Origin of the sequence: Lactobacillus ultunensis DSM 16047, assembly GCF_001436305.1 — a bacterium.
Classification (GTDB): Bacteria; Bacillota; Bacilli; order Lactobacillales; family Lactobacillaceae; genus Lactobacillus; species Lactobacillus ultunensis.
This window is the reverse complement of the sequence record NZ_AZFO01000032.1, coordinates 1-21,742: the sequence shown is the minus strand read 5'-3', so window position 1 is coordinate 21,742 and position 21,742 is coordinate 1. Positions and strand designations below refer to the sequence as shown.

Genomic DNA, 21,742 nt, shown 5'->3' with positions numbered 1-21,742 from the left:
GGCATTGGGTCTTTTATATTAATGTCCCAATTGGCATTATTGCTTTTCTATTAGTTATCTTCTTTTTAGGAGAACCTAAACATCGTTCAAAATCAAAATTGGATTTACAAGGGACTGTTTGGCTGGTTATTTTGTTACTGGCTTTGATGTTCTTCCTGCAAGATTTAGGTGGCAATACCAATATTGTCATTATGGCAATTTTAGCTATTTTAGTAGTTGCTTCTGCTATCCTGTTCTTTAAGTCAGAAAAGAAGGCAGCAGATCCGATCATGCCGCTTTCTATGTTAAAGGATAGAGAATTTCTGGCATTAAATTTAATTACTTTGCTTATCTCTGGTGTAGTAATTGGCTTTGAATTTTATATTCCTACTTGGATGCAGGGAATTAATGGTACCAATGCTTCTCTAGCTGGTTTTGCTGTAACGCCTAGTTCATTGATGTGGATTGTTGGTTCCTTCTTGATTGGTGGGATGCTTGGACGATGGGGCATTAAAAAGACTTATGATTATATGCTGATTGTTTTAGTAGCTGCCGATTTGGTTTTAATTCTAGTTCCGATTTATACGCCATTCTGGGTATTCTGTGTTGTCGCTGCGTTCAATGGAACGGCTTTTGGTGCGATTACGACTGCTTCACAAGTTCGCTCACAAGTCCTAGTTTCTAAAGAAGATATTGGGGTAGCCACATCTTTCAATACCTTGATGAAGTATTTAGGGTCAACCATGATGGTTTCAATTTATGGAATTGCCTTTAATACGATGGTGGCACAGGGGCTTACTAAGCATCCTGGACTTAATCAAGCAATGATGAATAAGATAGTTTCTGCAGAAAATGCTAAAACTTTAGCTGCAAGCGTAGTACCACAATTGCGTCAGGTATTATTTGGCGGATTAAAAGCCGTTTATGTGGTTTCTATGATCGTAATTCTAGTATCCATTATCCTAAATCAAACTTATAAAGACCGTAAAATTATTAAAAAAGTAAAAGTAGTCAGATACCATAAAGTATCTGGCTATTTTTTTGAAATAGAATAACAAGCCACGCTATTTAAAAAAATAAAAATAAAATATATATTTTTTCAAAAATAGTTTATCTTTATTAATTTAGAAAAAATTGGCTTTCTTTTATCACTTTTTTGAAAAGAAATAGTGATTAAAACCTATAATGCTATAATTAAAAACGAAAGCTGACATAAAAATAAGATAACAGTATTGAAAGCGCATTAATGCACTACTTGAAAGTACAGAATAGTGGCTGTACACTGAAAGTGAATAAAATAATAACTGTTATTTTAGACAGAGACTAATGTTAGTGGGAATAATGGGGGCGCTAAAAATGAATATTGTTAGTTTAGCAAGATTCCAATTTGCCATGACAACGATTTTTCACTTTTTCTTCGTGCCATTTTCTATTGGTACGGTGTTCGTTGTAGCAATTATGGAATCAATGTATGTTCATACTGGCAAGCCTGAATATAAAAAAATGACAAGGTTCTGGGGGAATGTATTTCTTCTGAGCTTTGCCGTGGGAGTTGTAACCGGTATTATTCAGGAATTCCAGTTTGGAATGAATTGGTCCGATTATTCAAGATTTATGGGTGATATCTTCGGTGCGCCACTTGCATTCGAAGCATTGCTTTCATTCTTCATTGAATCGACCTTTATTGGATTATGGATGTTTACCTGGAATAAGGTAGGTAAGAAATTACACTTATTCTTCATCTGGATGGTCGCATTTGGGACTGTTACATCCGCTGTTTGGATTTTAACTGCCAACTCATTTATGCAGCATCCAACTGGTTTTGCTATTAGAAATGGTCGTGCCGAAATGGTTAACTTCGGTGCGCTTTTGACCAATAAACAATTGATGTTTGAGTTCGGCCACGTAATTCTTGGAGCAATCCTTACCGGAGCTACAATTATTACTGGTTTAGCCGCATTTCAATTGTTAAAGAAACGGACTTTGTCTGATGTGAATAAAACTATTTATCACAAGACAATTCGCCTAGGTTTAACCTTAATGTTGATCTTCTCTCTAGGCTCAATTGGCATGGGCGATATGCAGATGCAATATTTGGTTCATGAACAACCAATGAAATTTGCTGCTACAGAAGCCTTGTACAAGACTACTGGAGAAAGAGCTCCATGGACAATGATTGGTTTTGCCAATATTAAAACTCATGAAGTTAAAGGCAAGATTGAAATTCCAGGAATGTTAAGTATTCTTTCATACCACAAGCCAACTGGAGCTGTTAAAGGGATGGAAGAAGTTAACGTCGAGATGGAGAAAAAGTACGGCACTCATATTGACGGTCATAAGATGAATTACTATGTTCCAGTTAATACTTTATTCTGGAGTTTCCGCTTTATGGCTGGTTTCGGTGCATTAATGGCTTTAGTTTCCATTGTTGGTTTAGTAATGACTCGTAAGAAGAAACAAACTTTGTACAATCACCGTTGGTGTCTTTGGGTATTAGGTTTAATGACCTTTACACCATTTATTGCTAATACTTGTGGTTGGTTGATTACGGAACTTGGTCGTGCTCCGTGGACAGTTTATGGTTTATTTACCATTGCCCAAAGCGTATCACCAAACGTTTCTGTAGCTTCACTGTTGACATCAAACATTGTTTACTTCTGTTTGTTCACCGGTTTGGCAATTATCTTGATCGGCTTAATTGTGCGCTTCTTACACAATGATCCAGAAGAATTAGCTATGCAAGGTCAAGCTAGTGATAAAGAAACAGACCCATTTGCAAAGGGGGCCTTTTAAATGTCATTCTTGCAAATACTTTGGTTTATCCTAATTGGTGTTTTATTTAGTGGTTTCTTCTTTCTTGATGGTTTCGACTATGGTGTCGGAATGGCCGTTAAGACGTTAGGACATAATGAAAAAGAAAGAAGTCAGATTATTCAAACAATTGGTCCCGTTTGGGATGGCAATGAAGTTTGGTTGATTACTGCCGGGGGTGCGATGTTTGCCTCATTTCCATATTGGTATGCATCCCTATTCTCTGGTTATTATTTGATTCTCTTGCTTATCTTAGTAGGTTTAATTATCCGTGGCGTTTCATTTGAATTCCGGGCACAAAGCCCAGAACCACGCAAGCCTTTCTGGGATAACGCAATGGCCATTGGTAGTTTCATCGCTCCATTTTTCTTGGGTGTAATGTTTATTTCAATGATTAAAGGGATGCCACTTGATGCTCATGGCGACATGACCGCGCATTTCTTTGACTACTTTAACTGGTTTTCAATTGTAGGCGGTATTGCTTTGACCTTGCTTACTTATCTACACGGTTTAAACTATATTGCTTTGAAAACTAAAGGCGTGATCAGTGATCGAGCACAGAATTATTCTAAAGCTCTTTACTGGGTACTCTATGTAGGAGAAGTTATCTTTGCTTTGCTTTTGTTATTCCAAACTGACTTCTTGCATGTCCACCCGATCTTAACCTTGTTGTGCTTGGTGTTGATTGTTGGCTTTTCAGTAGCAGGCCATGTAGCCAACTTTACTAATAAACAAGGCTATGCATTCACGTTCAGTGGTTTAACTTTGGTATCACTGGTTGCTTTGATCTTCTGTGGATTATTCCCAAGAGTAATGATTTCATCAATCAGCAGTAAATATGATTTGATGATTCAAAGCGCATCTTCATCAAATTACACCTTGATCGTGATGACGATCGCTACAGTAATTTTGGTACCATGCATTTTAGCTTACACGATTTGGTCATACTGGATTTTCCGCAAGAGAATTGAAATGCCTGCAATAGGAGAAGGATATTAAAATGATTGATCAACACCTTTTTAAACTAGATGGTGCTGGTGCAATTGTAAGAAGGCTTGCAGTGCTTGAAGTTCTGCAAGCCTTTTTGATTATTGGCCAAGCCTTATCTCTAAGCATGGTTCTTACAACTCTTTGGCAAGGAAAAAAGCTAAGCTGGTTATACTTATTGCTGTTTGCACTTTGTTTTACTGGGCGGCAACTGATTGATTGGTGGCAGGATAAAATGTTGGATCGCTATTCCAACACAGAAGCTGAAAAACTACGTCAGAAATTGCTAGGCAAAGTCTTTAATGAAGGCCAGGCTTTGATCCAAAAACAAGGCACAGGCAGCTTGATCACCATGGCGTTGGATGGAATAGATGAGGTGCGTAATTATATCAAACTGATCTATAACAAAGTTTTGACCATGATGATTGTCCCGGTTTTGTTGTTTATTGCCATGCTCTTTGTTAGCTGGCAATGCGCGTTGATTTTGTTGGTTATGTATCCGCTAATCGTACTGTTTATGATCATTTTGGGGCACGCAGCTCAAGATAAGGCGATTAAACAATTTGGCAATTTTGAAATATTGTCCAATAACTTTATCGATTCTTTACGGGGAATTGATACGCTTAAGTATTTAGGGATGAGTAAACGCTATTCCACCAGTATCTTTCGCTTAAGCGAAAACTTTAGACGCAAGACCATGGCGGTTTTGCGCGTGGCCATGTTATCAACATTTGCATTGGACTTTTTTACCACGTTATCAATTGCCGTGATTGCCGTTTATTTAGGCTTTAGTCTTTTAAATGGCAAAATTATGTTGTTCTCAGCTTTAGCGATCTTGATTCTGGCGCCAGAGTACTTTTTACCTATTCGTAATTTTGCGGGAGATTTCCATGCGACACTGAATGGGAAAAATGCTTTTCATCGCATTAATCAATTGATTAAGGCACCTAAAGAACCGATTGAACAACTGAAGTTGACTAGTTGGAAGCCAAATGATCAGTTAACGATTCAAGATTTAAATTTTAAGTATCAAAAAGGAACGCAAATCGGTCCAGTTTCCTTGCAAGTTCAGGGCTATAAAAAAGTTGGTGTAATTGGAATGAGTGGTTCAGGCAAATCCACTTTGATCAATTTATTGAGTGGCTTTTTGACACCTGAAAATGGCCATATTACGATTCAGAATCACGATACATCAACTTTAAATATTCCTGATTGGCATAAGCAGTTGATCTATATTCCACAGAATCCATATGTGTTTACCGCAAGCTTGCGGGATAACGTTGCGTTTTATACGCCACAAGCTACTGATGCAGAAATTAAGCAAGCAATTCATGTAGTTGGCTTGGATGATTTAGTAAAAGAATTGCCTCATGGGTTAGACACGATCATTGGTCAAGGAAAACGAGTTCTTTCCGGTGGTCAAGCACAGAGAATCGCCCTTGCCCGTGCTTTTCTTGATCGACAACGCAAGATAATGATCTTTGATGAACCGACAGCTCATTTGGATATTGAGACTGAGGTTGATTTAAAGAAGAAAATGTTGCCACTGATGAAGAATCATTTGGTTATCTTTGCGACGCACCGCTTGCACTGGATGAAAGAGATGGATTATATCTTGGTCATGGATCATGGCAAGTTAGTTGAACAAGGAACATTTGCGGAATTAAAGCAGAAAAATGGCTACTTCGTCAAGTTGACGCAAGAAATGAGAGGCGATCAGGATGAATAGAATTCCAATTATTAAAGCATTGAAACATGATCGCTGGGTAAAACCGTTTTTGCGTCATTACAAAAAGACCTTGATATTAGCGATTTTGCTGGGAATATTAACTTTTGTCTGTGGCTCAGGCTTAATGTTCTGCGCAGGTTATTTGATCAGTAAATCAGCTACACAACCTGAGAATATTTTGTTGGTTTATGTACCAATCGTTTTAACGAGAGCGTTTGGTATTGCAAGACCAGCTATTCAATATTTTGAAAGAATTGTTAGTCATAACTGGGTACTTAGAATGACATCCAAGTTCAGACAAAAGATGTATGACTCATTAGAGAAGGATGCGGCTCTATTTAATAGTAAATATCAACTGGGGGATGTTTTAGGATTGCTCTCAGATGATGTTAGCCACATTCAGAATCTCTATTTGCGGTCGATTTTTCCAATGTTTGTCGCTTGGGGACTCTATGCGATTATCGTTATCAGCTTAGGCATTCTTTCACCTCTGATGGGATTGTGGATGCTGATTACTTTTGGCTTAATGATCTTTGCTATTCCAATTTGGTCCATTGTTGTGAACGGTGCTAGACAAGATTATGAAAAGGCTGCACAGGATAAGCTATATGTTGATTTAACCGACAATGTCATGGGAGTGACGGATTGGATGCTTTCTGGCAGAAGTCAAGAATTTTTGCAATTGCATGTCAACAGTAGAGAAAAATTGCTAGCTATTCACCAGAAGATGAAAAAGTTTGAGCGAATGCGTAACTTTTTAATGCAGATGATCCTTCTCCTGATTGTGGTCAGTTTAATCATCTGGGGTGCAGCTAGATTTGGTGGACATCAGAGTCCATTAACCAATTGGATTGCTGCTTTTGTCTTAGCTGCATTTCCGCTAAATGAAGCACTAGCTAGCTTGCCATCCGCGGCTCAGGAGACTAATGTTTATCAAAAATCATTGATCAGATTGAATAATTTGCCCAATCCCGATCAAAAGGCACCAAAAAAGACGTTAGCCACGGTTGCACCTTACAATTTAATGCTTAAGGACGTGCATTACACTTATCCACATACAGAAAAAGAAATTCTGCGTGGCATTACATTGGCTATCCATTCAGGCGAGAAGATTGCTATTTTAGGTAAAAGCGGAGCAGGTAAAAGTACCTTGGCTACACTTTTGCGTGGTGATCGTAAGCCTACTTTGGGACGCATCAGCTTGAATGATATCGATGTAGCTGATTTTGGCGATCAAATGCCAAAGTACTTTAGCGTAATTAACCAAAAGCCATATTTGTTTAATACTACAATTGCGAATAATCTGCGTTTAGGCAATGAAAACGCGACTGAAAAACAGTTGTGGGATGTATTAGAGCGAGTTGGCTTAAAGAGGACAGTTGAAGCCTTACCAGAAAAATTAGACACGCAAGTAGAGGAAGCGGGTCTACGTTTTTCAGGTGGGGAACGTCATCGTTTAGCTTTAGCACGTGTTCTTTTGAAAAATACGCCAATCGTTTTACTCGATGAACCAACAGTAGGACTTGATCCGATTACTGAGCAGGCGGTAATCAATACTTTTATTGAGCAGCTTGGGGGTAAAACTTTAATCTGGATCACGCACCACTTGCAGGGAATTGAAAAAATGGACCAAGTTATCTTTATTGAAGATGGAAAAATTGCCATGCAAGGAACACCAAAGCAACTCTGGCAAAATAAACGTTACCGCGAACTAAAAAAAGCCGATCAAGGACTTTGATCGACTAGAAGTTACGGGTTAGCAGCTTATTAGGTAATTTCTTTAATAAAAGGATAGCTGGATTAGGTTTAAAAATCTTAAGACAATCATCAGCCCGTTGCGCGTATTCTTGGGCCAATTTGCGACTATCATTAATAACAGAGCTATTTAACAAAATATTTTGGACTTTTTGCATATCAGCTAAAGTCATTTGTCGTTTCTTTTTAAGTAGAGATAACAATTCATCGTGTAATGCAGGTTGGTTTAAGGCGAGCAAAAGTGGCAGTGAATAAACGCCAGTGGCTAGATCCTCAAGCGTAGGCTTGTTCAACTGGATACCTCCGCTGTAGTCGAGAATATCATCCACCATTTGAAAAGCAATACCGAGATTTTCACCAAACTGAGCTAAAGCATCGCTTTGCATAGAATTAGCACCAGCAAAGTGGGCGCCTTCTTCAGCGGCTAAGCGGAAAAGGGCAGCGGTCTTGCCTTTAACGTCTCTGAGATAATCATCTAGAGTTTGTTTTAAGTTAAACCGTTCAGCCATCTGACCTAGTTCACCGTTTAAAATCTTGCGCATCGTTTGAGCGTTGCGAACAAGATATTCATGTTCATCAATGGCATCCAACATTAGGTCGAAGAAATCGGTAAAGAGCAGATCACCAGTGTAAACCGCGACATCTTTGCCAAAAGCGGCTTGAATGCTGACGTTGCCACGACGTTCATCGGAATCGTCAATGATGTCATCATGAATCAAAGTCGCCATGTGTAAAATCTCAATCGACGAAGCAAGTTTGATAGTTCGCTCATTGGTTTTACCAACGGCATGGGCAGCAAGCAGCAGTAGACTAGGGCGTAAATATTTGCCACCATTGTCGGCCATCTGTAATAAAGCAGCTTGTAAACTCTTATGTGGCGTCTTAATGGTCTTTTGAATAAAATCATTAACCTCTTCAAGTTCGTTAGCGATAAGAGGATAATTTTCCCAAGGTTTGGAGTTATTCATTGATGAGTTTCCTTAACTAAATAAAACTATAATTAATTGTGAAAATAGACATCTTTGAGAGGAAGTGGCTTGATGTCAATAAGTACATTTTTAGAATTGGTAGAAATCAAAGCCAAACCGGCAAGCGTGATGCCGTTCTCGCTGGGGCTTTGCTTTAGTGCTATTATTATCATTCCATCAACTGGGGCGTATCAATCGTATTCTTTATTGCCATGTTTATGTTCAACATGGTAGTTGATATGCTGGATAATTATAATGACTATTATCACGCAGATAGCAAATCTTACCAACAAAAAACAAATATTATTGGGAGAGAAAACATCGATCCTAAATTGGTGAGAAATTTAATCATTAGTTTAACGCTGATTTCAGCAGTTATCGGTATCTGGTTAGCATATAAAACCGGTTGGGCAGTCCTCTGGATGGGGATGTTCTGTTACTTCATTGGTTTTAGCTATTCATCCGGTCCACATCCGCTTTCTAGCTTGCCAGTAGGTGAGTTAGCTTCAGGCTTTACGATGGGCTTCATGATTGTATTGCTCAGCGTATATCTAAATGCTTACCAGGTCTTTGCTTGGAACTGGTTTAACGTAGGACAAGTCTTTTTGCTAGCTCTGGCAGATGAACTGTGGATCTCAAATTTAATGCTGGCCAACAATATCTGTGATGCCCAAGAAGACGAGGACAACCACCGCAAGACTATTGTTCACTTTATTGGTAAAAAAGCTGCCTTAACTGCCTTTAGCATCAAAAACGTGTTGGCTTTTTTGGTCATTATTGCTTTACCATTTTTGAAAATTGCACCAGCCACTGTCTGGTTAACAGTCTTAATTGTACCGTTCGTTTATAAGCAAAACAAATTGCTCTTACAAAAGCAGGTAAAAACAGAAACATTTATTTGTGCAGTCAAAACACTGCTGGTCGGTGCGTTAACTTATTCAGTTACTTACATCATCGGTGTTTTACTTTAACTAGAAAGTGAGGATTATCATGAAAACAATCGTTGTTTTAGGTGCAGGTTATGCAGGCTTAAAAACTGTAGTTGCTTTACAAAAGAAATTGCACAAAGAAGTAAAAATTATTTTAGTCGATCGAAACCCATATCACTATGAAACAATGCGTCTCTATGAAGTAGCGTCAGGCAGCTATCCATATACGAGAATGTCATATCAATTAAGTGATGTGCTAGATGAAAGCATGACTGAGTTGGTAGTTGACCAGGTTGAAAAGATCAATATTAAAGACAAAGCAGTAGAGCTCAGGGAACATGAACCAATCAGTTATGACTACCTTGTAGTTGGACTAGGTTGGGTGTTGAGTGACATGGGCATCGAAGGTGCAAAAGAAAATGCTTTGCCAATGAGCAATGTTAAAGAAGCTGAAGCAATTCGCAATCACCTTTATGCAGAGATGAAGGCTTACCGTAAAGATCATGATAAAAAGCATTTATCAATCGTGATCTGTGGTGCCGGCTTCCAAGCAGTTGAGTTAGCGGGAGCCTTAGCTGAGGCTCGCCCACGCTTTGCCAAAATGGCTGGTGTAAATGCGAAAGATATTACAATTAAGATGTTGGATGGTTCACCAGTTCTTTTGCCAATGTTCCAAGGCAAATTACTCGATTATGCGCTTGGTTTAATTAAGAAAAATGATATTGAAATTATCAAGCAAGCCTTTGTACAAAAAGTTTCAGATCATTCTGTTTTATACAAGATGAAAGACTCGGATGAGATTCAAGAAATCCCAGCAGGTACCAGAATTTGGATGATGGGCTTCAGCGGCAGTCCTGTAATTGAGGCTTCTGGTTTTAAGAATCGTCGTGGTCGGGTAATGGTTAGCGATCATTTAACGGCTCCTGAGAGCGATGATATCTATCTTCTGGGGGATGTATCCAGTGTTATGGTTCCCGGTAAAAAGTGGCCATGGCCAAACACAGCTCAGATGGCACTTTCAATGGCTAACTATGCGGCTAAAGATATTAGAAGTCGGATTAATCATCAAGCTCGACCAAGCAAGTACGTTTACCATGACTTAGGCGTAGTTGTAGCTGTTGGTGAAACTAGAGCTGCTGGCAAAGCGATGGGTCATGGTTATAAAGGTTACTTGGCTTCAGCTTTGAAGAAGATTATTATTGATAAATCTTTGATGGAAACTGGTGGCGTGAAGGAAACGTTGTCAGTTGGCCGCTTTGATTTGTATCATTAAAAGTAAAAATGAGTATAAAAACAGGCATCGTCCAAAGCGATGCCTATTTTTTTAACATAAATTCAAAGAGATTAATTATTTTTAATGGCATTATCAACTAAAAAACTAATATCTAAAGCATGAATATCATTAGTTAGCTCACCACTAGAAATGAAGTTAACACCGCATCCCTTATATTGAGCAATATTTTCTACTGTAATACCACCCGATGCTTCCGTTTCAATTGAAAACCCATTTTTTAATAGTTTGAGGAGTTTGATTATCGAACATAATAACATCAGCATGTTCTTGTATTGCTTCTTTTAGTTCATTAAGAGTTTCAACTTCGATTTCAATTTTAGTTAATGGACCAGCATCTTTTTGAGCAAGCTGAAGGGCAGGGATCACACCATTTGCTAAAGCAATGTGATTATCTTTGATCATAATGCCATCACTTAAGCTTAAACGATGGTTATATCCGCCACCGATTTTTACGGCATATTTATCAAATAAGCGTAAACCAGGTGTAGTTTTTCTGGTGTCAACTAATTTGATAGTTGGATCATTTAGTTTCTTAATCATTAAAGCAGTATGACTGGCAATTCCACTCATATGTTGCAATAAATTAAGAATTACTCTTTCACAACTTAAAAGAACAGTTGCATCACCTTTAACGTATGCAATTTTCTGCCCAGCAGTTACTTTTTCACCTTCTTTAACTAATAAAGAAAGTTCGACATTGCTGTCTAATAACTGGTAAGTAGCTTTAATAACTTGAAGACCACAGATTATTCCTGCTTGTTTAACTATAAAGTAACCCTTTATTTGACGGTGGGGAAATAATTGCGTACTTGAGTCGCCAAATTCCAGATCTTCTTGTAAAAAGCTTTCGATCTTCTTTTTAAGTAACAGAATATTCATTGTAAATTATCTTCTTCCTGTTGTCCTTCTGGAAGTAAGAGGACTGCAAAGGCTCCAATCAAAAGAGCTAACATAAAGATTAAGAAAATCATTGTAATCTTAACGTGTTGATCAATCCACATTCCAACTAAAGCAGGGCCGACAACGGCACCAATTCTGCCAATACCTTCAGCAAGACCAGTCATCGTTCCGCGAACATGATCTTTGTACAAAGTAGGTGTAAGAGAAATAATAGCCCCATAAGCACCTAGATTAAAGAATGATAAGATGCAACCAGCAATAATCGTCCAAAGGCTGCTAGTAACATTACCGAACATCCAGGCACCTAATGCTGTTCCTAGCATATAGATTGCAAATACATATTTTGTTTTAATATATCCACTAAGCCAAACAGCTACAAAATAACCTGGTAATTGAGCTACAACAATAATTGTAGTGTAGCCAAAACTTTGAATAACCGTATTGCCTTTATTTAACATAATGCTTGGTAACCACATAAACATGCCGTAATAGCTAAACATTACCATTAACCAAGCAAGCCATAATAAAATTGTCCAACCGTGAAAAGAATTTCTTATGGCAGTAACGATACCAGTTTTTAAATGAGAAGGTTCCTTAATTTCAGAAATGTTTTTTCTGATCATAAGAGCAAAGAATCCCATTAATGCGGTTAAAAGCAACAGTCCACGCCAGCCAATTGTTGTAGCAAAGAGAAATGAGATAAATGAAGCAATTAACCAGCCGATTGCCCAAAAACTGTCAACCATGATTAACATTTGAGAACGTTTTTTGCCATGGTATAAATCTGAGATATAAGTAGCAGCTACTGGTAATTCACCACCAAGTCCCATACCTACAAAGAAACGAATGATTAAGAATAATTGGTAGTTTGAAGCTGCAGCTAAAACAATATTGCCAATTGAAAATGTTAATAGGGTAATGATGAGAGTCTTTTTGCGTCCAATTTTGTCAGCTAAGTGTCCAAAATAAAATCCTCCACAAATCATTCCGATTGTACTAATAGAACTAATTAATCCAGCTTCAGAATTAATTAAATTCCATTCTTTTTTAACCATGGGCATGATAAATGATAATAATCCAACGTCCATGGCATCAAACATCCAAGCTGTCCCAATAATTAAAAATGAAAAGAAGGCAGTTTTTTTATTGACTAATTTTTTATTCACTCGAAACCCTCCAATAAAATAAAGCATATCTGATAAAAGTACTTAATACTTTTATCGGGGCGAGTATAGTTCTTAAAATAATAAAAGTCAACATTACTTTTATTACTTAGTGACAAAAAAACAAGCATCGCAGTCAACGATGCTTGTTTTATTAGCAATCTTTATTTTCGCTTTCGATCCATCATCTTCGGTTCAACGTAGAAGTGATAAAGGAAAGCATAACCGAGTAATACAAAGGTAATTCCTTCAATCCAACCACCAAACACGTCAGATGGGTAATGGACATGAACAAAAATTCTAGTGTAACCAATCATTAGTGGGAACAATGTCCAAATAATGATTAACAAGGTCTTCCAGAACTTGCTCTTAATTAATAAAATAGTTAACACGATCAATACTCCACACAGAGCCGCGCTCCCAACTGAGTGGCCCGATGGAAAACTGTAACCGTCGGCGTAAACTAGGTGCTGGACGAATGGTCGGTGTCGTTCAACAGCATGTTTAATAATCCAGTTGTAGCCGTTAGCACAAATCATAACTCCCGCCGTGAAGAACGCGTAGGAGTATTGCTTGAATACGATTAAAATGATGAACAAGATAATTGTCTCAATCGTAATCACGCTCGTATTGCCGAGATTGGTAAAAGTTTTGGCAAAAGCAACGTTCGTCGGATTCGTGTTGCAGACGATGCCAATCACTGCATTGTCAAAACTATGGATAAATTGTGAGCTTGATGAAACTAACATCGCCCACGCAGCGTAGATGACCACGAAGATAGATGCAGGGATTAAACTGTCTCTTGGTGGATTTTCTGTATTAATCAAATAAAAAGTCTCCTCTTGTAATTTTTAGCATTTGTGGTAAATTATAATCATTATCTATAAGAAAATAAAGGTCAGGAAGTAGTAACAAGGAAGTTTTTCCAGAGAGAGGCTGGTTGCTGTGAAGCCTTAAGACGGATTTGTGAACTTGTCCTGAGATTGAAGCCTATCGTCGCCACCCGCGTTAAGGAGCATAATTAAGTGTCACATTTTGTGGAACTTAGGTGGTACCGCGATTATTCGTCCTATGATTTTTTAGTCATAGGACTTTTTATTTTGCAAAGGAGTAGTAAATTTGTATAACCACAAGGTAGTTGAAAAGAAATGGCAAGACTATTGGGCAAAGCATGATACCTTCAAGACAGGTACTGATCCCAAGAAGAAAAATTATTACGCATTGGACATGTTTCCATTCCCATCTGGTAAAGGACTTCACGTAGGTCACCCAGAAGGCTACACTGCAACTGATATTGTTGCCAGAATGAAGCGTGCACAAGGCTACAATGTACTTCACCCAATGGGTTGGGATGCATTTGGTTTGCCAACTGAACAATACGCATTGAAGACTGGTGAAGATCCAGCTGTTGTTACTAAGCAAAACATTGCTAACTTCAAGGAACAACTTAACAAGTTAGGTTTCTCATACGACTGGGACCGCGAAGTTACTACCTCAGATCCTAAGTACTACAAGTGGACTCAATGGGTCTTTGAACAAATGTACAAGAATGGTTTAGCTTATGAAGCCGAAGTTCCAGTTAACTGGTCACCAGACTTGGGTACTGTTGTTGCCAACGAAGAAGTTATCGATGGTAAAACTGAACGTGGTGGTTACCCAGTTTACCGTAAGAACATGCGTCAATGGATGTTAAAGATGACTGCTTATGCAGATCGTCTGCTCGAAGACCTTGACGGCTTGGACTGGCCAGAACCAGTTAAGGAAATGCAACGTAACTGGATTGGTCGTTCAGTTGGTGCACAAGTAACCTTCAAGATTAAGGACAGCGACAAGACTTTCGACATCTTTACTACTCGTCCTGATACTTTGTTTGGTTGTTCTTACACCGTTTTGGCACCAGAAAACAAGTTGGTACAAGAAATTACCACTGATGCTCACAGAGATGAAGTTAACGCCTACATCAAGAAGATTCAATCTAAGTCAGACCTTGAAAGAACCGACTTGAACAAGGACAAGACTGGTGTATTTACTGGTGCTTACGCAATTAACCCAGTTAACGGCAAGGAAGTTCCAATTTGGATTTCTGACTATGTTTTGGCAAGCTACGGTACTGGTGCCGTAATGGCTGTACCTGCTCACGATGATCGCGACTATGCTTTTGCTACAAAGTTCAACTTGCCAATTAATCCAGTACTTGAAGGCGGCGACTTAACTAAGGCGGCCTTCACTGAAGATGGTCCACACATCAACTCTGAATTCTTGAACGGGTTGAACATCGAGGATGCTAAGAAGAAGATGGTTGACTGGCTTGAAGACCACAACTGCGGTAAGAAGAAGGTTAACTACAAGCTTCGTGACTGGGACTTCTCACGTCAACGTTACTGGGGTGAACCAATTCCAGTAATTCACTGGGAAGACGGTGAAACTACTCTTGTTCCTGAAGATCAATTGCCACTTCGTTTGCCACATGCAACTGACATTAAGCCATCAGGTACGCCAGAATCACCATTGGCTAACTTAACTGATTGGGTAAACGTTGTTGATAAGAATGGTAGAAAAGGTAAGCGTGAAACTAACACTATGCCTAACTGGGCTGGTTCAAGCTGGTACTACCTTCGTTATGTTGATCCACACAATAACAAGGAATTAGCTGACTATGACTTGCTTAAGCAATGGTTGCCAGTTGACTTGTACATTGGTGGTGCAGAACATGCCGTAAGACACTTGCTTTACGCAAGATTCTGGCACAAGGTTCTTTACGACTTGGGTGTTGTTCCAACCAAGGAACCATTCCAACGCTTGTACAACCAAGGTTTGATCTTGAAGAACCATGAAAAGATGTCTAAGTCTAAGGGTAACGTTGTTAACCCAGATGACGTCATTGATGAATACGGTGCAGACTCACTCAGAATGTACGAAATGTTCATGGGCCCACTTGATGCATCAATTGACTGGGATGACAATGGTCCAGCTTCAACTAAGAAGTTCTTAGACCGTGTATGGCGCTTGTTTGTTAACGATCTTGACCTCAAGGCAATTCCACAAGAAAGAATTGTAGACAAGAATGACGGTGAACTTGACAAGGTGTACGCCGAAACTGTTAAGAAGGTAACTGAAGACTTTGATGCTCTTCACTTCAACACTGCTATTTCTCAAATGATGGTCTTCGTCAACGCTGCTCAAAAGGCTAAGTCAATTCCACGCGAATACGCAGAAGGCTTCGTCAAACTTTTGGCACCAGTAGCTCCACACATGATGGAAGAAATCTGGCAAGTATTTGGTCATGATGAATCAATTACTTACGCTAAGTGGCCAACTTACGATCCAGCTAAGTTAGTTGAATCAACTGTAGAAATCATGGTTCAAGTTAACGGTAAGCTTCGTGGCAAATTCCAAGCAGCTAAGGATGCCGATAGGGACGATGTGCAAAAGCAAGCAATGGCTTTGCCACACGTTCAAAAGTTCTTGGAAGGCAAGGACGTTAAGAAAGTCATTGTCGTACCAAGCAAGATTGTTAATATCGTAGCTAAATAAGTTAAGTTTTTCCTAAAAGAACGATAATATCCAACTTCATTGTTAGAATTGCGTGACAATTAATTAGTTAATACTTTTTATTAGGAAAAATTGATGGAAGAAGAAAATAACTTAAATAGCAAAGATACACAAAATACTTTTCTAAAAGGTTCTGCCTGGATGACCTTTGGCTCGATTGCCTCGAGAATTCTAGGCGCGCTTTATATCATTCCGTGGTATGCCTGGATGGGGCAATACGGGAACATTGCCAACGCTTTAACAGCGCGAAGTTACAATATTTACACGATTTTTATTCTAATTTCGACTGCAGGTATTCCCGGAGCTATTGCCAAACAGGTTGCGAAGTACAATGCTCTAAATGAATATGGAATTGGACGCAAGCTTTTCCATAAAGGTTTGATTTTGATGACCTTTTTAGGGATCGTTTCGGCTGCGGTTATGTATTTTGCTTCGCCGCTACTGGCGTCAAATGGTAGTCAGAGTGATCCGAGGCAAATCGCGGTTATGCGTAGTTTGTCCTACGCCATTCTGATCATTCCGATTTTGAGTATCATGCGAGGCTACTTCCAGGGATATGCGGACATGATGCCGAGTGCGATGTCACAGTTCGTTGAACAGTTTGCTCGAGTAGTCTGGATGCTTTTGACAGCATTTGTGATTATGCAAATGCAGCATGGCTCTTATGTGCATGCGGTTATTCAATCTAACTTGGCTGCTGCAATTGGAGCTGCGTTCGGGATAGGACTACTAGTGTGGTTCCTGTTTTCAAGAAGGAAACGGTTGGATTATTTGGTAGCACATTCTAATAATCGCTTACGTGTTTCCACCACGGATCTGTTTGCGGAAATCATTGAACAGGCTATCCCATTTATTATCATTGACTCTGGAATTACCTTGTTCTCGTTGGTTGACCAATATACATTCCACCCAATGATTGCTAGTCTGGTTCATGCCAGTTCAGATACGATCGAAGATTGGTATGCGTTGTTTGGCTTGAATGCCAATAAGCTAATCATGATTATTGTTTCTTTGGCAAGCGCCATGGCGGTAACAGCGATCCCATTGTTGTCAGCTGCTCATACTAGAGGTGACTTTAGAAGCATTTCTCATCAGATTGCTAACACGATGGATTTGTTCTTGTTCGTCATGATTCCAGCAGCATTTGGGATGGCTGCTATTAGCAAGCCGATCTATACAGTTTTCTATGGACCCGATCCATTAGGTAGTGACGTCTTGTATTTGTCAGCTTTCACTGCGATCAGCTTAGGGTTTGTTCACAGTGCTGATGGCAATTTTGCAAGGTTTGTCAGAAAATGGTCTAGCAATTAAGTACTTGGTTTTAGGCTTGATTTTAAAAGGAATTTTGCAATTCCCGATGATCTTTTTATTCAAGATTTATGGACCGTTGGTTGCTACAAACTTAGGATTGCTGGTCATTGTACTGCTGTCGTTGAAGCATTTGGAGTTGCAATATAATTTCAACTTAAATAGAACGAGTCGTCGATTAGTCGGAATCACCGCTTTCTCAATTGGGATGTTTATCATTGTTAAATTGGTTGAGACAGGTTTAAGTAAATTCTTGAATCCTGACCATCGAATTCCTGCTTTGCTCTTGGTAATTTTGTCAGTAGGTGTCGGCATTATCTTTTACGGTTTTGCAGTATTGAAGACGAATTTGGCACAGAGAATTATGGGTAGTCGAATTGAAAAGATTTTGGTTAAATTCCACATCCATGGTTAAAAGTAAATAGAGAAAAAGTCATTCGAAATGAATGGCTTTTTTATTTGCTCAGTTATACTTTACTAAAGTATAATTTAGTAAAGTACGTTTTAGTAAATCATGTTTTAGCTAATTAGAAAAGAAGATCCCTATGTTTGTTGGTAGAGAAAAAGAATTAAATAAACTAAATCAAATGTATCAGAGCGATCAATTTCAATTTGCTGTAATCTATGGCAGACGGAGAATTGGTAAAACAGCTTTGATTCAAAAATTCATTGAAGACAAGGATTCAATATATTTTGTTGGTCTAGAAGAAAATGAGCATGATAATCTAGTCAGATTTTCTACAGCAATTGCTAGTTATGAACATCAAGATATCATGAGTGGCTTTAATTTTGGCAATTTTGAAAATTGTTTTAAAGAAATTAGTCGCTTAGCTAAAAAACAAAGGGTGGTTCTCGTTATTGATGAATATCCTTACTTAGCACAATCTGCACCGGTTATTAGTTCAATGTTGCAATCTTATATTGATCATGAATTCAAAGATACCAATTTGTTTTTAATTCTATGTGGTTCCTCAATGTCTTTTATGGAAAATCAAGTGTTAGCTTACAAGAGCCCTCTGTATGGTCGAAGAACTGCTCAATTCAAGATCCAGCCATTTGGTTTACAGGAAGCACAAGAATATTTCCCAAAAATGGGAAAAGAAGAAGTTTTTGTTTTAAATACAATTACTGGTGGGATTCCGTTATATTTGTCTTATATGTCATCCGAGAAAGATATCTGGCAGAATATCCAAGATGGTTTTCTGGAAGTTAATGCACCACTGTTTCAGGAAACAGATAGTTTACTTAAACAAGAATTGCGCGATCCCAAGAATTATAATTCGGTAATTAACGCAATCGCTGGTGGGGCTTCACGCTTGAATGATATTGCTAATAAAGCACATCTGGAAAGTTCTGCTGTTACAACCTGTTTGAATAATCTGATCGATTTAGGAATAGTGGCTAAAAAAGTACCAGTTACTGAAGAAAGTAAACCTCGTTCACGTAAGACGATTTATATAATTTCTGATGATCTATTTAGATTTTGGCATACTTACATCAGTAAATATATGAGTGCTATTATGCGTGGAGCAACTGATACAGTAATGGAGATTATTAAAAATGATCTTAGTCGGTTCATGGGACAAGCATTTGAAAAACTGTCGCAAGATTATCTTTGGCAACATGTGTCAGACTCGAAAATGATACCAACACCTTTTGTTTACTTGAATAATTGGTGGGGGACGGATGCACGAACGAAGACTAAGGTAGAACTAGATATTGTCGGAATTACTCCTGATGAATATGTGGGTTATTTTGGAGAGTGTAAGTGGAAAAATGAGCCAATTTCTAAAAGTATCTTGGAAAAGTTGATTGATTTGAGTTCATTATTTTCTTATCCACAGAAGCATTATTTCTTATTTTCAAAATCTGGATTTACTCCTGCTTGTAGGGAATTAGCCGACAAAGTGGGATGCAAGCTAATTTCTTTTGATCAGATGTAAAAAAACTACTAGATTATTCCAGTCTAGCAGTTTTAAGTAAGTTGGATATTTAATAATTTTAGGAGTGTTGTAAAAATTTAAGAATGTTGAAAATTTAGTTATGTTCACTGCATCAGTCGTTAGGATTGAGTGCAGCTAAAATAAAGACTCCGATTAATTCAAGTACCAAAAATGTAATTCCAATGTAGGCAGTCATGATCGCCATCTCCTTGTTTAGAGATAAATATCAAAATATTTATATTTGTTACGCTTTATCTTTACATTTCCTACTTTAGCATAGAATTGGATAAAAATAAAGCGCTTTCAACAATTTCTAGAGAAAAAAGACGATTTAGATCAAACCGTCTTCGTGCCCCTGCCAAGGATCTTTATTATAGCATGCATCATAAGTAAAAGTTATTGCTAGCTAGTAATTATAGATATTTCTCAGATCACAATTTTGAGAATAAAATTATAGCTGAAATGAAAAAACAACAAGGAGCGATAAAAATGGCTAAAAATGAAGAAGAAGTAAAAAACAGTCCGTTTGGTTTTGGCGAACCTAATACAGCTTACGCAAAATATTTTGCTGGCAATAGTTACTTGAATCCACTTGCTAACAAAGCAAATTGCAGTATTTCTAATGTTTCATTTGAACCGGGATGCATTAATCATTGGCACAAGCACACAGTTCCGCAGACTTTAGTCTGTGTAGCTGGTGAAGGTTGGGTGCAAGAAGAAGGAAAGCCAGCTCACAAGATGACGCCTGGTGATGTTTATGTTGTTGCACCAAACACTAAGCATTGGCACGGGGCAGCTAAGGATTCATGGTTTGCTCATCTTTCAATCATGGCTGATACTAATAAAGCAAAGTCAACTTGGTTAGAACCAGTAGATGAAGATTGCTATAATAATTTAAAATAATACCTGAGGTTAAAAAGAAACGGTCTGAAAAATCTAATATAAATTTATTGAATCTGATATTCAAAAAATAATGAATTTGATATCTACAAAAACATAATTATTTATACATGGAGAAAGTAATTTCTTTCATAGGATAAAAAAACACAAACTCTTTCCTAATACAATTCCACTAAAATAGATGATTGAAATACATAAAGTATTTAATTATTCACAAAAGTGGGATTTTTGCTGTCTAGAAAACGCAAGCATTCATTTGAACAAAAGCTATGGATAATTGAACAATATTTGAATGGCAATATGAGTGCTGTTGAAATAGTTAAATAACTTAATGTGCCAGGAAAATATGGGAGAGAATAAGTATCCCATTAGCTTCAAAGAAAAATGAATGATGTGAGTATTGAGCTGATTAACCAAGCTGTAAGATTAAGAATTGAAACTAAATATTCTTGTCTATATCATCAAGAATGTTTTGGCTATTAATGGCTAAAAAAGCTTACTATATTTATCGCAGCGACACTATGATATTAAAGGTCTGTACGATTGCTTGGTAGAAGGAGTAGGCTACTCTACTACGCAGATTAGATTTAGACCGAAGAAAACATTTATCTATTAGCCGCAGATGGCAGATTAAAACTTATTTCAAAATTGTTAACTGAAACTTGATTAAAGGTATAAAATAAAACCTGATTAGATTATTTATCTTCTTGAAAATTTTAAACAGGCTATATGTACTAAATTTGATATGGGACAATTTTTATAGTAGTATTGGTAACATTGGGAGAAGCAGATATTTCGCCCTAGTTTGAGGTTAATGCAAAATACCTGCTTCTTTTTCGGTTATTCTATTTGTATAGAAAAGTTTTAATATACTGTTTAATTTTTTGGATACTTTCAATGATTATTTTTAATATTATTTATTATAATAAATGAAAACAGATGTTTAATAGAAAGATTGTAGAATGGATTAACAAAGCTTTGCTGAAATGAAAATAATATTTGACCAGATACAGAATCGCACTATCGCTAATACCGTAGATTTTATGCAATTGTTCCAAATTTTGATTGATTAAAAGGAAAGACACAGCATATATCTGAATCGAAGACTGGGGATATGAAAATTATTATACTAACACTGTTTCTAAAAATTTAACCGCTTTTAGTAACCTCCTTAACAAGCTTGAGGGGCTAGAAGCTCGTCAACTTAAAGACTAAGAAAATTGTTAGACTTGTAAATTTCTGCTATAATTTTATTATTGGTTTAATCTATTAATGACAAAAGTAGATCGTTTTTGATCTGCTTATTTGTGCTANTGAAGCACTGATAATACTTGACTTTGGGTAGAAAAATAGTAGCTGAGGAAAATTAATCCTCAGCCACCTTTGAGTATATTGTCTCTTCTGCGATTACTTCGTTGCTAATACATTATAGCATAAACTGTAAAAAGTTGCGAGCTATAATAATATCTTCTTTAAAAAATAAAACAACCCTTGAATTATCAAATTAAGTGCAACAGTTAGGTT

The 21,742-nt window shown here is 37.7% G+C and carries 12 protein-coding genes and 3 pseudogenes; 11 read left to right on the top strand and 4 right to left on the bottom strand.

Going from position 1 to position 21,742, the window contains the following annotated elements; genetic code table 11:
- The 5 genes from FC57_RS08595 to cydC form a co-directional block, all read left to right on the top strand.
- Positions 1 to 1,034, top strand: a 1,034-nt coding sequence (locus FC57_RS08595; protein WP_056990026.1) for an MFS transporter, incomplete at its 5' end; no start/stop codon positions are given.
- Positions 1,035 to 1,335: 301 nt separating this feature from the next.
- On the top strand, positions 1,336 to 2,772 hold the full coding sequence (locus FC57_RS08590) for a cytochrome ubiquinol oxidase subunit I (protein WP_040529844.1): 1,437 nt from the start codon (positions 1,336 to 1,338) through the stop codon (positions 2,770 to 2,772).
- On the top strand, positions 2,773 to 3,789 hold the full coding sequence (gene cydB / locus FC57_RS08585) for a cytochrome d ubiquinol oxidase subunit II (RefSeq protein ID WP_007126643.1): 1,017 nt from the start codon (positions 2,773 to 2,775) through the stop codon (positions 3,787 to 3,789).
- Between the two features lies 1 nt (position 3,790).
- Positions 3,791 to 5,506 carry a thiol reductant ABC exporter subunit CydD gene (cydD, locus tag FC57_RS08580; protein WP_007126642.1) on the top strand — a complete coding sequence of 572 codons (1,716 nt, stop codon included), beginning with the start codon at positions 3,791 to 3,793 and terminating at the stop codon, positions 5,504 to 5,506.
- A complete protein-coding gene (gene cydC, locus FC57_RS08575) occupies positions 5,499 to 7,244 on the top strand; it encodes a thiol reductant ABC exporter subunit CydC (RefSeq protein WP_007126641.1) in 1,746 nt (581 codons plus the stop codon). The genes cydD and cydC overlap by 8 nt, the downstream gene beginning before the upstream one ends.
- Positions 7,245 to 7,248: 4 nt before the next feature.
- Here the strand turns inward: cydC and FC57_RS08570 are convergent, their stop codons facing one another.
- Positions 7,249 to 8,229 (bottom strand): polyprenyl synthetase family protein, encoded by a 981-nt coding sequence (locus FC57_RS08570; protein ID WP_007126640.1) that lies wholly within the window; start codon positions 8,227 to 8,229, stop codon positions 7,249 to 7,251.
- A gap of 72 nt (positions 8,230 to 8,301) precedes the next feature.
- Between FC57_RS08570 and FC57_RS08565 the strand changes: the two are divergent.
- Positions 8,302 to 9,200, top strand: a pseudogene (locus FC57_RS08565) (1,4-dihydroxy-2-naphthoate polyprenyltransferase).
- Between the two features lie 19 nt (positions 9,201 to 9,219).
- Positions 9,220 to 10,431 (top strand): NAD(P)/FAD-dependent oxidoreductase, encoded by a 1,212-nt coding sequence (locus FC57_RS08560; RefSeq protein WP_007126637.1) that lies wholly within the window; start codon positions 9,220 to 9,222, stop codon positions 10,429 to 10,431.
- A gap of 71 nt (positions 10,432 to 10,502) precedes the next feature.
- Here the strand turns inward: FC57_RS08560 and nadC are convergent.
- The 3 genes and pseudogenes from nadC to FC57_RS08545 all read right to left on the bottom strand — a co-directional run bounded on the left by nadC (position 10,503) and on the right by FC57_RS08545 (position 13,342).
- Positions 10,503 to 11,331: pseudogene (nadC, locus tag FC57_RS08555) on the bottom strand (carboxylating nicotinate-nucleotide diphosphorylase).
- On the bottom strand, positions 11,328 to 12,545 hold the full coding sequence (locus tag FC57_RS08550) for an MFS transporter (RefSeq protein WP_007126634.1): 1,218 nt from the start codon (positions 12,543 to 12,545) through the stop codon (positions 11,328 to 11,330). Before FC57_RS08550 ends, nadC begins: the two are co-directional and overlap by 4 nt.
- A gap of 134 nt (positions 12,546 to 12,679) precedes the next feature.
- Complete coding sequence (locus tag FC57_RS08545; protein ID WP_040529839.1) at positions 12,680 to 13,342, bottom strand: phosphatase PAP2 family protein; 663 nt, start codon at positions 13,340 to 13,342, stop codon at positions 12,680 to 12,682.
- Positions 13,343 to 13,634: 292 nt separating this feature from the next.
- Here FC57_RS08545 and leuS point away from each other — a divergent pair, with 292 nt between their 5' ends.
- From leuS to FC57_RS08525, 4 genes and pseudogenes are all read left to right on the top strand, one after another.
- Positions 13,635 to 16,049 carry a leucine--tRNA ligase gene (gene leuS / locus FC57_RS08540; protein ID WP_007126632.1) on the top strand — a complete coding sequence of 805 codons (2,415 nt, stop codon included), beginning with the start codon at positions 13,635 to 13,637 and terminating at the stop codon, positions 16,047 to 16,049.
- A 93-nt stretch (positions 16,050 to 16,142) separates the two neighbouring features.
- Positions 16,143 to 17,790: pseudogene (locus tag FC57_RS08535) on the top strand (putative polysaccharide biosynthesis protein).
- Between the two features lie 130 nt (positions 17,791 to 17,920).
- The gene (locus FC57_RS08530) at positions 17,921 to 19,318 is read left to right on the top strand and encodes an ATP-binding protein (RefSeq protein WP_007126629.1); all 1,398 of its coding nucleotides are present in this window, start codon (positions 17,921 to 17,923) and stop codon (positions 19,316 to 19,318) included.
- 489 nt (positions 19,319 to 19,807) lie between these two features.
- Positions 19,808 to 20,221, top strand: a complete 414-nt coding sequence (locus FC57_RS08525; protein WP_040529837.1) for a cupin domain-containing protein — start codon at positions 19,808 to 19,810, stop codon at positions 20,219 to 20,221.
- Positions 20,222 to 21,742: the final 1,521 nt, after the last annotated feature.

Coding starts and splice junctions, on each gene's coding strand:
- FC57_RS08590 (WP_040529844.1), top strand. CDS start 1,336: ATGAATATTGTTAGTTTAGCAAGATTCCAATTTGCCATGACAACGATT.
- cydB (WP_007126643.1), top strand. CDS start 2,773: ATGTCATTCTTGCAAATACTTTGGTTTATCCTAATTGGTGTTTTATTT.
- cydD (WP_007126642.1), top strand. CDS start 3,791: ATGATTGATCAACACCTTTTTAAACTAGATGGTGCTGGTGCAATTGTA.
- cydC (WP_007126641.1), top strand. CDS start 5,499: ATGAATAGAATTCCAATTATTAAAGCATTGAAACATGATCGCTGGGTA.
- FC57_RS08570 (WP_007126640.1), bottom strand. CDS start 8,229: ATGAATAACTCCAAACCTTGGGAAAATTATCCTCTTATCGCTAACGAA.
- FC57_RS08560 (WP_007126637.1), top strand. CDS start 9,220: ATGAAAACAATCGTTGTTTTAGGTGCAGGTTATGCAGGCTTAAAAACT.
- FC57_RS08550 (WP_007126634.1), bottom strand. CDS start 12,545: ATGCTTTATTTTATTGGAGGGTTTCGAGTGAATAAAAAATTAGTCAAT.
- FC57_RS08530 (WP_007126629.1), top strand. CDS start 17,921: ATGTTTGTTGGTAGAGAAAAAGAATTAAATAAACTAAATCAAATGTAT.
- FC57_RS08525 (WP_040529837.1), top strand. CDS start 19,808: ATGGCTAAAAATGAAGAAGAAGTAAAAAACAGTCCGTTTGGTTTTGGC.